The organism is Mycobacterium neumannii (assembly GCF_048452905.1).
Taxonomy (GTDB): Bacteria; Actinomycetota; Actinomycetes; order Mycobacteriales; family Mycobacteriaceae; genus Mycobacterium; species Mycobacterium neumannii_B.
This window is the reverse complement of record NZ_JBCGVF010000001.1, coordinates 598,061-611,838: the sequence shown is the minus strand read 5'-3', so window position 1 is coordinate 611,838 and position 13,778 is coordinate 598,061. Positions and strand designations below refer to the sequence as shown.

The window sequence follows — 13,778 nt, the reverse complement described above, 5'->3', positions numbered from 1 at the left end:
GAGGCGAAAGTGACGATATGTAATCGTGAGCCGATCGCAATATTCGGCTCCTGTCGGATTCGGGCAGTGCGCTCGCGTTCGGATACCCTTGCTGCCGATGACCACGCCTGTTTCTCCGGTCGCTCCGCTCTCCGGAGCCCGTTTTGACCTCTTTGTCGTCGGCTCCGGATTCTTCGGCCTGACGATTGCCGAGCGTGTGGCAACCCAACTGGACAAGCGGGTGCTGGTCATCGAGCGCCGCCCGCACATCGGCGGTAACGCCTACTCCGAGGCCGAGCCGCAGACCGGTATCGAGGTGCACAAGTACGGCGCGCACCTGTTCCACACCTCCAATAAGCGAGTCTGGGACTACGTGCGGCAGTTCACCGAGTTCACCGGATACCAGCACCGGGTGTACGCCATGCACGGCGGGCAGGCCTATCAGTTCCCGATGGGGCTGGGGCTGGTGTCGCAGTTCTTCGGCAAGTACTTCACCCCCGATGAGGCGCGACAACTGATCAGGGAGCAGGCTGCCGAGATCAAGACCGAGGACGCGCAGAACCTCGAGGAGAAGGCCATCTCGCTGATCGGGCGCCCGCTCTACGAGGCGTTCGTCAAGGGCTATACGGCCAAGCAGTGGCAGACCGATCCCAAGGATCTGCCTGCGGCCAACATCACCCGGCTTCCGGTGCGCTACACGTTCGACAACCGCTACTTCAACGACACCTACGAGGGGCTGCCGGCCGACGGCTACACCAAGTGGTTGGAGAACATGGCCGCCGACGACCGCATCGAAGTCCGGCTGGACACGGACTGGTTCGACGTCCGCGACCAACTGCGCGCCGAGAACCCCGGTGCGCCGGTCGTATACACCGGTCCGCTCGACCGGTACTTCGACTATGTCGAGGGACGGCTGGGGTGGCGCACCCTCGACTTCGAGATGGAGGTGCTCGACACCGGGGACTTCCAGGGCACACCGGTGATGAACTACAACGACCTCGATGTGCCCTACACCCGGATCCACGAGTTCCGGCACTTCCACCCCGAGCGCACGTATCCGACCGACAAGACGGTCATCATGCGCGAGTTCTCCCGGTTCGCCGACAACGACGACGAGCCCTACTATCCGATCAACACCGAAGCCGACCGCGCGTTGCTGGCCGCTTACCGGGCCCGAGCGAAGGCCGAAACCGCCTCTGCCAAGGTGTTGTTCGGGGGCAGGCTGGGGACCTACCAGTACCTGGACATGCACATGGCCATCGCCAGCGCGTTGAGCATGTACGACAACACACTCGCACCGCACCTAGGTGACGGTGCGCCACTGACCGAACCAGGCCCAGAAAGCAGTAGCGCATGAGCGAGATTCCCTCCGGCGCACTGGAATCCGCGGAATCGAAGGCGGTCAGCCTCCTGGCCCGCGTGATTCTGCCGCGTCCAGGCGAACCCCATGACGTCCGAAAGCTCTACATCGAGGAAGCGGAAACCAACGCCAAGCGCGCGCACGCGCCGGCGCGCACCGAACTCGAGATCGGCACCGAATCGCAGGTGTCGTTCGCGACCTACTTCAACGCGTTCCCGGCCAGCTACTGGCGCCGTTGGTCGATCCTGCAGTCGGTGGTGTTGCGGGTCGAGTTGACCGGCAGCGCGCGCGTCGACGTCTACCGGTCGAAGGCCACCGGCGCGCGGATCACCGTCGGTGGCGCCCCGATCGTCAGCGAGCGCGACGGTGAACCCGCCCATATCGAGTTCGAGGTCGAGCTGGGCCCGTTCGAGGACGGTGGCTGGATCTGGTTCGACATCGCCACCGATGCAGCCTCGACTCTCCACCACGCCGGTTGGTACGCGCCGGTGCCTGCACCGAGCCGGGCCAACATCGCCGTCGGCATCCCGACCTTCAACCGTCCCGCGGACTGCGTCAACGCGTTGGCGGCGCTGACGTCGGATCCGTTGGTGGACGAGGTGATCGGCGCCGTCATCGTCTCCGATCAGGGAAACAACAAAGCCAAGGACCATCCGAACTTCGGCGAGGCGGCGGCCGCCCTCGGGAACCGGTTGACCATTCACAATCAGCCGAACCTCGGGGGCTCCGGCGGCTACAGCCGGGTGATGTACGAGGCGCTGAAGAACACCGACTGCGAACAGATCCTGTTCATGGACGACGATATCCGCGTCGAGCCCGACTCGATCCTGCGGGCGTTGGCGATGAACCGGTTCGCGAAGACGCCGACACTGGTCGGCGGCCAGATGCTCAACCTGCAGGAGCCCTCGCACTTGCACGTCATGGGGGAGATGGTCGACTCCGAGAACTTCATGTGGACCAACGCCGTCAACACCGAGTACGACCACAACTTCGCCAAGCACGCTCTGGCGGACGAGGATTCAGCACGTAGCAGGTTGTTGCACCGCCGCATCGACGTCGACTACAACGGCTGGTGGATGTGCATGATCCCGCGTCAGGTCGCCGAGGATCTCGGCCAGCCGTTGCCGCTGTTCATCAAGTGGGACGACGCCGACTACGGCCTGCGCGCCGGTGAGCACGGCTATCCGACCGTCACGCTTCCCGGTGCCGCGATCTGGCACATGGCGTGGAGCGACAAAGACGACGCGATCGACTGGCAGGCGTACTTCCACTTGCGCAACCGGTTGGTCGTCGCCGCGCTGCACTGGGACGGCAACGTCAGCGGCCTGATCGCCAGCCATCTGAAGGCGACACTCAAACACCTTCTGTGCCTTGAGTATTCGACCGTCGCGATTCAGAACAAGGCGATGGACGATTTCCTGGCCGGGCCCGAGCACCTGTTCTCGATCCTGGAGTCGGCGCTGCCCGAGGTGCGCAAGATGCGCCAGCAGTACCCGGACGCAGTGGTGCTGCCGAGCGCGGCCGAGCTGCCGACGCCGTCGGACAAGCGCTGGCGCAGGAAGGTGCGGATCCCCACCAACGCGGTGGCCATCTCGACGCGGTTGTCGCGCGGCGTGATTCACCAGCTGCGGCCGCACGACCCCGAACACCATCGGCGGCCCCAGATCAACGTCGCCACCCAGGACGCCCGGTGGTTCTCGCTGTGCCGGGTGGACGGCGTCACCGTGACGACCGCCGACGGCCGCGGTGTCGTGTACCGGCAGCGCGACCGCGAGAAGATGTTCGAGCTGCTGCGCGAATCGCTCAAGCGCCAGGCGCGCCTCGCACGCAAGTTCAACCGGATGCGCAAGGTCTACCGCGAGGCGTTGCCGACTCTGACGAGCAAGCAGAAGTGGGAGACGGTCCTTTTGGAGTCGTCTGCGCATGGATGAGAGCTCCCTCCTGAGCCCTGCGGTCGGGGACGCAGCTCTTCGCCCGCGGGGCCAGCGCGGCGAGGAGGCCGCTCTGGTCGCGGTGCAGGCGGCGCTCGGTGACCGCCCCGCGGTCCTTCCGGCAGCGCGCGCGTTGTCACATTTCGGCGAGCACAGCCTCGGCTGGTTGGCAATCGCCCTGCTGGGGGCGCTCTTTCAGGCCGACCGTCGGCGGGACTGGCTGGCCGTGGGCGCAGGTGCGTTCGCCGCACACGCCGCAGCGGTGCTGATCAAGAGGGTGGTCCGCCGGGAACGGCCGCACCATCCCGCGATCTCGGTCAATGTCGGCACGCCGAGCCGGCTGAGCTTCCCGTCCGCGCACGCGACGTCGACCACGGCGGCGTCGGTGCTGATGGCCAGGGTCACCGGGTTGCCGCTGCCTGCGCTGCTGGTGCCGCCGATGGCGTTGTCGCGGTTGGTGCTCGGCGTGCATTACCCCAGCGACGTCCTCACCGGCGTCGCGGTCGGGGCTGTCGTCGCGAAGGCCGTCGGCACGGTGGCCGACCGCGCCGAAGGGAACGCATGAGCATCTCCAGTGACAGCAGCGCAGAGAGCGTACGGCCAATGAGTGGACAACCGGCACCGCAGAAGGGCCCGCCGCGCAACGCCGCGACGGGTCTGATCAAAGCGATCCGGCCGCGACAGTGGGTGAAGAACCTGCTCGTGCTGGCCGCTCCGATCGCCTCCCTCGGAGGCGACGTCCAATACGACTACGGCAGCGTCGCGATCAACATCCTGATCGCGTTCGTGACGTTCTCGTTGGCCGCCTCGTCGATCTATCTGGTCAACGACGCCCGCGACGTGGAAGCCGATCGTCAGCATCCCACGAAGCGGTTCCGGCCGATCGCTGCCGGTGTGGTCCCGGAATGGTTGGCCTACACCGCAGCTGTGGTGTTGGCGGTCGCTGCGCTAGGAGTCTCGGTGCTCGCCTCGACCAACCTGACGGTGGTCATCGCGGTCTACATCGGGATGCAGTTGGCGTACTGCTTCGGCCTCAAACACCAAGCGGTGCTCGACATCTGCATCGTGTCGTCGGCGTACCTGATCCGCGCCATCGCCGGCGGCGCCGCGGCGGGCATCCCGCTGTCGCAATGGTTCCTGCTCGTGATGACGTTCGGTTCGCTGTTCATGGTGGCCGGCAAGCGGTATGCCGAACTACAGCTCGCCGAACGCACGGGCGCCAAGATCCGCAAGTCATTGGAGAGCTACACGGCGTCGTATCTGCGCTTCGTGTGGACGTTGTCGGCCACGGCGATGGTGCTCTGCTACGGCCTGTGGGCCTTCGAACGTGACGGCACCACCGCGTCGTGGTATGCGGTCACGATCATTCCGATCACCATCGCAATCCTTCGGTACGCGGTCGACGTCGACGGCGGATTGGCCGGGGAGCCCGAGGAGATCGCGCTTAAAGACCGGGTACTGCAGCTGTTGTTGCTGGCGTGGATCGGGACCATCGGTGCCGCCGTCTTCCTCAGCTGAGACCCTCCGCCGACCGGTGCCGGGCGGGTGGGTCGGTGAGATCGAACGCAGCCTCGCCCGCTGGCCCGCGTTCCGCTACGACAACACGGTCCGGATCAGCCTGTGGATCAGCGTGCTGGTGGTCGTGGTGCTGTTCGGCTGGGGCGCATGGCAGCGGCGCTGGATAGCCGACGACGGTCTGATCGTGCTGCGCACCGTGCGAAACCTGTTGGCAGGCAACGGGCCGGTGTTCAACGCCGGTGAGCGCGTCGAGGCCAACACCTCGACCGTGTGGACCTACCTGGTCTACCTCGGCGCGCTGGTGGGTGGCTCCGTTCGGCTGGAGTACGTGGTGCTCGTGCTGGCGCTGGTGCTCAGCCTGTTGGGTGTGGCGCTCGTGATGCTGGGCACCGGCCGGTTGTATGCGCCGAGCCTGCAAGGCCGGCGTGCGCTGATGCTGCCTGCGGGCGTGCTGGTCTACGTCGCGCTTCCGCCCGCGCGCGACTTCGCCACCTCGGGTCTCGAAAACGGTTTGGTGCTGGCGTATCTGGGCCTGCTGTGGTGGATGATGGTGTGCTGGTCCCAGCAGCTGCGCGGCCACCGGACGACTGGTGCCCCTGTCCTCCGCGGAGGCGCACCGACAATCCGCAGACAACCCCTCGGAGCCCAGGCGCCACCCCCGGCAGGCGGAACCTTCGACATCGCACTGGCCTTCGTTGCTGGCCTGAGCGTGCTGGTTCGGCCCGAGCTCGCCCTGATCGGCGGGTTGGCTCTCGTCATGATGCTGATCGCGGCGCGCGACTGGCGCCGCCGCGCGGTGATCATCCTCGCGGGAGGCCTGCTTCCGGTGGCCTATCAGATCTTCCGGATGGGCTACTACGGCCTGGTGGTCCCCAATACCGCGGTGGCGAAGGACGCCAGCGGAGCGAAATGGTCGCAGGGCTTCGTCTATCTGGCGAACTTCAACCAGCCCTACCTGCTGTGGGCGCCGGCGATCCTGCTCGCCGGGCTCGCGGGGGTCGTGTGGTTGATCCGCGGACGTCCCCGGCCGAACCGCGCCGCGATGGCCTCGGGCTCCGGACGCCTGGCGCGGATGGTGCAGAGCCCCGCCGCCGTGGTGATCTTCTTCCTCGTCAGCGGTCTGCTGCAGGCGATCTACTGGATCCGTCAGGGTGGGGACTTCATGCACGGCAGGGTGCTTCTGACCCCGCTGTTCGTCATGCTGGCGCCGGTCGCGGTGATCCCCGTCGTACTCCCCGACGAAACCAGGATGGCGCGCGGCGCGGGCTATCTGTTCGTCGGCGCCACCACCGTGCTGTGGCTGGCGGTCGCCGGATGGGCGCTGTGGGCGGCCAATTCGCCGGGAATGGGCCGGGACGCCACCCGCGTCACGTACTCCGGCATCGTCGACGAGCGGCGGTTCTACTCCCAGGCCACGGGCCATGCGCACCCGCTGACCGCCGCTGACTACCTCGATTATCCGCGGATGCGCGCGGTGCTCGAGGCGTTGGAGAACACACCCGACGGTGCCCTGCTGCTGCCGTCGGGCAATTACGACCAGTGGGACGTGGTACCCGCGCTGCCGCCGCCACCGGACGCGCCGGAGGACTACCAGGGCCCGCACACGGTCTTCTTCACCAACCTCGGCATGCTGGGCATGAACGTCGGACTCGACGTTCGGGTCATCGACCAGATCGGGCTCGCCAATACATTGGCCGCACACACCGAGCGCCTCAAGGATGGCCGAATCGGCCACGACAAGAACCTTTTCGCCGACTGGGCGATCGCGGAGGGGCCGTTCCTCAAAGAGCCGCCGTTCATTCCGGGTTACATCGACGAAGACTGGGTCAGACAGGCCGAGGCGGCACTAAAGTGTCCGGAGACAGACGCGATGCTGAACTCGGTGCGCGGCCCGATGAGCCCGCGTCGGTTCCTGTCCAATCTCGTGCACGCTTACCAGTTCACCCAGTACCGAATCGACCGTGTGCCCCTCTATGAGCTCGAGCGCTGTGGGCTGCCCGTTCCGGAACCGGCATCCGAGCCGTACACGGGCATGCCCGCCACGGGTCCGTAACGCCGCGACCCCTCCGGGCCGATAGACAGACGCGAACTGCTCTTTCGCGGCGCCCCGAGATGCGAACGGATGGACCGACCTGTGCGAACTTGGCTTCGCCGCGTACTGGCGGCGACAGCCGCGGCCGTGGCGCTGCCGAGTGCGGCCGCCGCGGTCGGTGCGGCGCCGCCGGCGGGCGCGTTTTCCCGCGAGGGACTTCCCGTCGAGTACCTCGACGTTTATTCCCCGGCGATGAGCCGCATCGTGCGCGTCCAATTCCAGCCTGCCGGAACGGAATCGGGAGACCAGAAGGCGGTGTATCTCCTGGACGGCATGCGGGCCCGCGACGACTACAACGGCTGGGACATCGAAACCGCCGCATTCGAGTGGTTTTTCGAGTCCGGGGTGGCCACCGTGATGCCGGTGGGCGGGGAGGCCAGCTTCTACGCCGACTGGTACACGCCTTCGAGTTTCAACAGCCAGCCCTACACCTACAAATGGGAAACCTTCCTGACCGACGAGCTGCCCGCCTGGCTGGCCGCCAACAAAGACGTCTCCACCACCGGCAATGCTGTCGTTGGAGTGTCGATGTCGGGCAGCGCGGCGCTGATCCTGTCGGCCCATCACCCGCATCAGTTCGCTTATGCTGCGTCGCTTTCGGGGCCCCTGAACACGTCGGCGCCTTCGATGCAGCAGGCGATCCGGGTGGCCATGCTCGACGCCGGCGGTTACAGCGTCGACAACATGTGGGGCGCGCCGTGGGACGGGGCATGGAAGCGTCACGACCCGGTCCACCAGGCGGCCAGGTTGGCGGCCAACAACACTCGCCTGTGGATTCACTGTGCCCCAAGCGGATCCGCGTCGTGGGAAGCCGACACCGACCCGAACCAGGCCTTCGACGCCCGCAGCCTGGAATCGATGGCTCTGAAGAGCAACAAAGACTTCCAGACGGCCTACCTGACGGCCGGAGGAAACAACGCTACGTTCGAATTCCCTCCCCGGGGAAATCACGCGTGGCCGGACTGGGGTGCGCAGCTGCAAACCCTGAAACCCGACCTGGTCACAACACTCCGTGGTGGAGCGGCGTGACCAGGGTGGACATCTCTCGAATGGGTAGATCACGCCGACGTGTGGTTGACTGCACGGGTTACGCGGCTTGCCTGAGGGGCGGTTCCGCGTGCGGCATACAACAGATGGGATAGATGACGCATGAAGTTCGTTGGCAAGATCCGGGGTGCCTGGGTCCGCCGGCTGGCGGGAGCCGCCCTAGCGGCCGCCGTGCTGCCGGGCTTGGTGAGCGCCATCGGAGGCTCGGCCACCGCGGAGGCCTTCTCTCGTCCGGGTCTGCCGGTCGAGTACCTCATGGTTCCGTCCGCAGGGATGGGCCGTGACATAAAGGTTCAGTTCCAGAACGGCGGGCCGAACGCGCCGGGCGTGTATCTGCTCGACGGTCTTCGTGCCCGCGATGACTTCAACGGCTGGGACATCGAAACCGCGGCGTTCGAGTGGTATCTGGACTCCGGCCTCGCGGTGATCATGCCGGTGGGTGGCCAGTCCAGCTTCTACAGCGACTGGTACAAGCCAGCCTGCGGCAAGGCAGGCTGCTCGACCTACAAGTGGGAGACGTTCCTGACCCAGGAACTGCCCGCATACCTCGCGGCCAACAAGGGCGTGAACCCGAACCGCAATGCCGCAGTCGGGCTGTCCATGGCCGGATCGGCCGCGATGACGCTGGCGATCTACTACCCGCAGCAGTTCCAGTACGCCGCCTCGCTGTCCGGGTTCCTGAACCTGTCCGAGGGCTGGTGGCCGATGCTGGTCGGGCTGTCGATGGGTGACGCCGGCGGCTACGAGTCCGAGGACATGTGGGGCCCGTCGAGCGATCCCGCGTGGAAGCGCAACGATCCGATGGTCAACATCGACAAGCTGGTCGCCAACGGCACCCGCGTCTGGGTGTTCTGCGGTAACGGCAAGCCGGCCGAGATCAACGGCCGTGTTGCCGGTGACAACTTCAACGCGAAGTTCCTGGAGAGCTTCACGCTGCGCACCAACGAGACGTTCCAGGAGCAGTACCTGGCCGCGGGCGGTAAGAACGGCGTGTTCAACTTCCCGCAGGGCGGCACGCACGACTGGCCGTACTGGGGCCAGCAGCTCCAGCAGATGAAGCCGGACATCCAGCGCGTGCTCGGCGCCACGCCGCAGCCGTCGACCCCGATCGCGACCGAGGCCTCGGTCACGACCACGGACGCCGGTAACTGACTGGTACGGCAATAGGTTCATAGTTGGCGGCGGCGATCCTTCGGGGTCGCCGCCGTCGGCTTTCTTGCTCCTCGCGTGCGCGGCCGCCTTTTCCGACCACGTCCGCGCCGGTGTGTGATTGACTACCTCGCGCGGGGACAGCAGACCAATGTGAGGTGGGCGAGCCGATGCAGGGGATCTTCCGGGCGATCTTGACCGTGGCGCTGGCCGCCGGTCTGTGGACCGCGGGTACGGCCGTCGCGCCGAAGGCCGAGGCGCAAGTCGAGATGCTGATGGTGCCGTCGGCGGCGATGGGGCGCGACATCCCGGTTGCCTTCCAGGGCGGTGGCCCGCATGCGGTCGTCCTGCTCGACGCGTTCAACGCCGCACCCGACGTCAGCAACTGGGTCACCGCGGGCAACGCGATGAACACTCTGGCGGGTAAGGGCATCTCGGTGGCCGCGCCCGCGGGCGGCGCGTGGAGCATGTACACCAACTGGGAGCTCGACGGCAGCAAGCAGTGGGAGACGTTCCTCGCCGACGAGCTGCCGAACTGGCTGGCCGCCAACAAGGGCCTGGCACCGTCGGGGCACGGCATCGTCGGCGCTGCGCAGGGCGGCTACGGCGCGATGGCGATGGCCACCTTCCATCCGGACCGCTACCGATTCGCCGGCTCGCTGTCGGGCTTCCTGACCCCCGAGCGCACCGGCGTCGACGGCGCCATCACCGCCGGGCTCGCGCAATTCGGCGGTGTGGAGACCCGCAACATGTGGGGACTGCCACAGCTGGGCCGGTGGAAGTGGCATTCGCCCAACGTCCATGTCCAGTTGCTGGCCGACAACAACACCCGGTTGTGGGTGTGGAGCGGTCCGGTCGGCGGGTGCACCGATCCGCCAGCGATGATCGGCTATTGCGACATCGCCGCGGGCACCAATCGCGAGTTCTACCAGCACTATCGTTCCGTGGGCGGAAAGAACGGACACTTCGACTTCCCGCCGAGCGGGAGCCACGACTGGGGTTCCTGGAGTGGTCAGCTCGCGGCCATGAGCGGCGAATTGGCGACGACGATCGCTTAGCCGACGACCCGCTCTTTTCGCACCGGGTCCGCATGTCGGCAGCCGGTACCTTGGAGGAGTGCAACGCTCGGTACGGACGACTGCGGCAGGGTCGCTGCTGATCGCTTCGGCGACGGCGCTGCTGACCGGGTGTTCGGGACCCGACGTCATGGCGGCCATGGGTTTGCCGACGTCGGAGGCCGCGCCTGCGCCCAGCCGGCCCAGCGAGACAGCGACCCCGCCATCGGCGACCGGGCACTCCAACACGCTCGTGCTGACCGATCGCCAGCGTGGCTATCTCGACGCGCTCACCGCGGCCGGGGTCAAGCCGTCCAGCGAGCTGCTGGCGCTGCGTGTCGGGTCGTACGTATGCCAGGCCCGTGCCGCCAGGCACGACGACCAGAAGGTCTGGGATTCGATCTATCCGCTGGTGCGCGGCGATGCGATGGACCATATCTCCGGTAGGGCGCCGACCGTCAACGTCGACGCGGCAACCGCCGATTACATTCGCATCGCAACCGAACGACTCTGCTAGCAGGAGCCCAACCGACACATGGCCACTACCAACCGGCGGAAACGCCACCGTATCCTCGCGCTCGTCGCGGCCGGCGCGATGGCGCTGGTGGTGGTTCTGCTCATCATCATCGTCGTCGTGATCCTGCGGAAGCCCGAGGGCCCGACCGGCGTTCCGCCGACCGCCGTGCCTCCTACCGGGATCAGCCCGACCAAGAAGCCGCGGCCGGAGTTCCAGGACGCGAGCTGCCCCGACGTGCAGATGATCTCGGTTCCGGGCACGTGGGAGTCCTCCCCGGTACTCGACCCGTTCAACCCGACTCAGTTCCCGATCGCGCTGCTGCTCAACGTCACCAACCCGATCCGCGGTCAGTTCGGAAACGACCGGCTCGAAGTGTTCACCGTCCCGTACACGGCGCAGTTCCACAATCCGTTCTCGCAGGACGGCCAAATGACCTACAACGACAGCCGCGCCGAGGGCTTCCACGCGACGGTCAAGGCCATGACGGAGATGAACGAGCGCTGCCCGCTGACCAGTTACGTGATCGCCGGCTTCTCCCAGGGCGCCGTCATCGCCGGTGACATCGCAAGCGATATCGGCAACGGGCGCGGCCCCGTCGACGAGGATCTGGTGCTGGGTGTGACGTTGATCGCCGACGGGCGACGGCAAACCGGCGTCGGCCTGGACGTCGGACCCAACCCGCCGGGTCAGGGTGCGGAGATCACGTTGCGCGACGTGCCCATGCTCGACGGGATGGGCCTGGCCATGACGGGTCCGCGGCCCGGCGGGTTCGGCGCACTCAACGACCGCGTCAACGAGATCTGCGCTCCCGGTGACCTGATCTGCTCGGCGCCGCCGGAAGCGTTCAACATCATGAACCTGCCCAAGACCATCGACATCCTGCTCGGCGGTGCGGGACAACCGATTCACGCGATGTACGCCACCACGCAGTTCTGGAGTCTCGACGGGCTGTCGGCCACCCAGTGGACGCAGCGGTGGGCACAGGAAATCATCGATAACGCTCCGCAGCCGAAACATGGCTGACCTGTGACCACACCTGATTTGGTCGGCGACACCGCGTCACCTAACATTAAGAAAAAACTAAGAGCAGTAAGCGAATAGCCGACCGGTACGCTTCTTTTCTGGGTACGGGGCTCGCAGGGCGGCCCCGAAATCATGTGCAATCGGCATCGAGAAGCGTGTGCCGCTGACAGGAGAGTGCGATGGGGTTCCATAACCCGTTCATCAAGGACGGACTGATCAAGTTTCCCGACAACGGGAGCCTGGTCAAACACGTCGAACGATGGGCGAAGGTGCGTGGAGACAAGCTCGCCTACCGCTTCCTGGACTTCTCCACCGAGCGCGACGGAGTCGCCCGCGATCTGCACTGGGCCGACTTCGGCGCCCGCAACCGCGCGGTCGGTGCGCGTCTGCAACAGGTCACCCAGCCCGGTGACCGCGTCGCGATTCTGTGCCCGCAGAACCTCGACTACCTCGTCGCGTTCTTCGGCACCCTGTACTCGGGCCGCATCGCGGTGCCGCTGTTCGACCCGAACGAACCCGGCCACGTCGGCCGCCTGCACGCCGTGCTCGACGACTGCCATCCGTCGGCGATCCTGACCACCACCGATGCGGCCGAGGGTGTGCGCAAGTTCTTCCGCACCCGGCCCGCCAACCAGCGTCCGCGCGTCATCGCCGTCGACGCGGTGCCCAACGAGGTCGGCGCCACCTGGGAGCAGGTCCCAGTCGACGAGCACACCATCGCCTACCTGCAGTACACCTCGGGCTCCACGCGGATCCCGACCGGGGTGCAGATCACCCACCTGAACCTCGCCACCAACGTGGTGCAGGTGATCGAGGCACTCGACGGGCAGGAAGGCGACCGGGGCGTGTCCTGGCTGCCGTTCTTCCACGACATGGGCCTGATCACCGTGCTGCTCTCGCCGATGCTCGGCCACTACATCACGTTCATGACCCCGGCCGCGTTCGTGCGCCGCCCTGGCCGTTGGATCCGCGAAATGGCCCGTAAGGAAGGCGACACCGGCGGGACCATCTCGGTGGCCCCGAACTTCGCGTTCGACCACGCCGCCGCCCGTGGTGTGCCTAAGGACGGCGAACCGCCGCTGGACCTGTCCAACGTCAAGTGCATCCTCAACGGCAGCGAGCCGATCTCGGCGGCAACCGTGCGGCGGTTCAACGAGGCCTTCGGCCCGTTCGGCTTCCAGCCCAAGGCGATCAAGCCCTCCTACGGCCTGGCCGAGGCCACGCTGTTCGTGTCGACGACGCCGATGGACGCTGAACCGACGATCACCCCGGTGGACCGTGACGAGCTCAACGTCGGCCGCTTCGTTCCGGTGTCCGAGGATTCGCCCAAGGCCGTTCCGCAGGCCGGCGCCGGCAAGATCGGCATCGCCGAGTGGGCGGTCATCGTCGACAACGACACCGCCACCGAGCTGCCCGACGGGCAGATCGGCGAGGTCTGGATCAGCGGCCAGAACATGGGCACCGGGTACTGGGGCAAGCCCGAGGAGACGATCGCGACGTTCCAGAACATCCTCAAGTCGCGGACCAACCCGTCACACGCCGAAGGGAACACCGACGACGCGACCTGGGTGCGCACCGGCGACCTCGGCGCCTATTACGACGGCGAGCTCTACATCACCGGCCGCGTCAAGGATCTGGTGATCATCGACGGGCGCAACCACTATCCGCAGGACCTGGAGTACTCCGCGCAGGAGGCCACCAAGGCACTGCGCACCGGGTTCGTCGCGGCGTTCTCGGTGCCCGCCAACCAGTTGCCCGACGAGGTGTTCGAGAACGCCCACGCCGGCCTCAAGCGGGATCCCGACGACACCTCCGAACAGCTGGTCATCGTCGGTGAGCGCGCTCCGGGCGCCCACAAGCTCGACATGGGTCCCATCGCCGACGACATCCGCGCGGCTATCGCCGTGCGCCACGGCGTCACCGTGCGCGATGTGCTGCTGACCCCCGCCGGCGCGATCCCACGCACCTCGAGCGGCAAGATCGGCCGTCGCGCGTGCCGCTCGGCCTACCTGGACGGCAGTCTGCGCAGCGGGAAGATCGCCAACGCGTTCCCCGACGAGACAGACTGAGACCTTCCCCGAATATGGCTGATACACAAGACGATTCG

General features: G+C 66.6%; 11 protein-coding genes. All 11 read left to right on the top strand.

Annotated elements, in window-relative coordinates; translation table 11 throughout:
- The first annotated feature begins 97 nt into the window (after positions 1–97).
- Positions 98–1,336: a UDP-galactopyranose mutase gene (gene glf, locus AAHH99_RS02950; protein WP_418767319.1), complete on the top strand. Its 1,239-nt coding sequence runs from the start codon at positions 98–100 to the stop codon at positions 1,334–1,336.
- The gene (locus AAHH99_RS02945) at positions 1,333–3,270 is read left to right on the top strand and encodes a glycosyltransferase (protein ID WP_418767318.1); all 1,938 of its coding nucleotides are present in this window, start codon (positions 1,333–1,335) and stop codon (positions 3,268–3,270) included. Before glf ends, AAHH99_RS02945 begins: the two co-directional genes overlap by 4 nt.
- On the top strand, positions 3,263–3,835 hold the full coding sequence (locus AAHH99_RS02940; protein ID WP_418767317.1) for a phosphatase PAP2 family protein: 573 nt from the start codon (positions 3,263–3,265) through the stop codon (positions 3,833–3,835). The genes AAHH99_RS02945 and AAHH99_RS02940 overlap by 8 nt, the downstream gene beginning before the upstream one ends.
- A 38-nt stretch (positions 3,836–3,873) precedes the next feature.
- Positions 3,874–4,788, top strand: a complete 915-nt coding sequence (locus AAHH99_RS02935) for a decaprenyl-phosphate phosphoribosyltransferase (protein WP_418767316.1) — start codon at positions 3,874–3,876, stop codon at positions 4,786–4,788.
- Complete coding sequence (gene zomB / locus AAHH99_RS02930) at positions 4,766–6,841, top strand: flagellar motor control protein ZomB (RefSeq protein ID WP_418767315.1); 2,076 nt, start codon at positions 4,766–4,768, stop codon at positions 6,839–6,841. Before AAHH99_RS02935 ends, zomB begins: the two co-directional genes overlap by 23 nt.
- Positions 6,842–6,910: 69 nt before the next feature.
- A complete protein-coding gene (locus AAHH99_RS02925) occupies positions 6,911–7,909 on the top strand; it encodes an alpha/beta hydrolase (protein WP_418767314.1) in 999 nt (332 codons plus the stop codon).
- A 120-nt stretch (positions 7,910–8,029) separates the two neighbouring features.
- On the top strand, positions 8,030–9,079 hold the full coding sequence (locus AAHH99_RS02920) for an esterase family protein (protein ID WP_066846682.1): 1,050 nt from the start codon (positions 8,030–8,032) through the stop codon (positions 9,077–9,079).
- A gap of 167 nt (positions 9,080–9,246) precedes the next feature.
- Positions 9,247–10,134, top strand: coding sequence for an alpha/beta hydrolase-fold protein (locus tag AAHH99_RS02915; RefSeq protein ID WP_418767583.1), 888 nt, complete (start codon positions 9,247–9,249; stop codon positions 10,132–10,134).
- Between the two features lie 58 nt (positions 10,135–10,192).
- A complete protein-coding gene (locus AAHH99_RS02910) occupies positions 10,193–10,648 on the top strand; it encodes a DUF732 domain-containing protein (RefSeq protein ID WP_418767313.1) in 456 nt (151 codons plus the stop codon).
- A gap of 18 nt (positions 10,649–10,666) precedes the next feature.
- The gene (locus tag AAHH99_RS02905; RefSeq protein ID WP_418767312.1) at positions 10,667–11,671 is read left to right on the top strand and encodes a cutinase family protein; all 1,005 of its coding nucleotides are present in this window, start codon (positions 10,667–10,669) and stop codon (positions 11,669–11,671) included.
- Positions 11,672–11,850: 179 nt separating this feature from the next.
- Positions 11,851–13,740: a long-chain-fatty-acid--AMP ligase FadD32 gene (fadD32, locus tag AAHH99_RS02900; RefSeq protein WP_418767311.1), complete on the top strand. Its 1,890-nt coding sequence runs from the start codon at positions 11,851–11,853 to the stop codon at positions 13,738–13,740.
- Positions 13,741–13,778 lie beyond the last annotated feature (38 nt).

Coding starts and splice junctions, on each gene's coding strand:
- glf (WP_418767319.1), top strand. CDS start 98: ATGACCACGCCTGTTTCTCCGGTCGCTCCGCTCTCCGGAGCCCGTTTT.
- AAHH99_RS02945 (WP_418767318.1), top strand. CDS start 1,333: ATGAGCGAGATTCCCTCCGGCGCACTGGAATCCGCGGAATCGAAGGCG.
- AAHH99_RS02940 (WP_418767317.1), top strand. CDS start 3,263: ATGGATGAGAGCTCCCTCCTGAGCCCTGCGGTCGGGGACGCAGCTCTT.
- AAHH99_RS02935 (WP_418767316.1), top strand. CDS start 3,874: ATGAGTGGACAACCGGCACCGCAGAAGGGCCCGCCGCGCAACGCCGCG.
- AAHH99_RS02925 (WP_418767314.1), top strand. CDS start 6,911: ATGGACCGACCTGTGCGAACTTGGCTTCGCCGCGTACTGGCGGCGACA.
- AAHH99_RS02920 (WP_066846682.1), top strand. CDS start 8,030: ATGAAGTTCGTTGGCAAGATCCGGGGTGCCTGGGTCCGCCGGCTGGCG.
- AAHH99_RS02915 (WP_418767583.1), top strand. CDS start 9,247: ATGCAGGGGATCTTCCGGGCGATCTTGACCGTGGCGCTGGCCGCCGGT.
- AAHH99_RS02905 (WP_418767312.1), top strand. CDS start 10,667: ATGGCCACTACCAACCGGCGGAAACGCCACCGTATCCTCGCGCTCGTC.
- fadD32 (WP_418767311.1), top strand. CDS start 11,851: ATGGGGTTCCATAACCCGTTCATCAAGGACGGACTGATCAAGTTTCCC.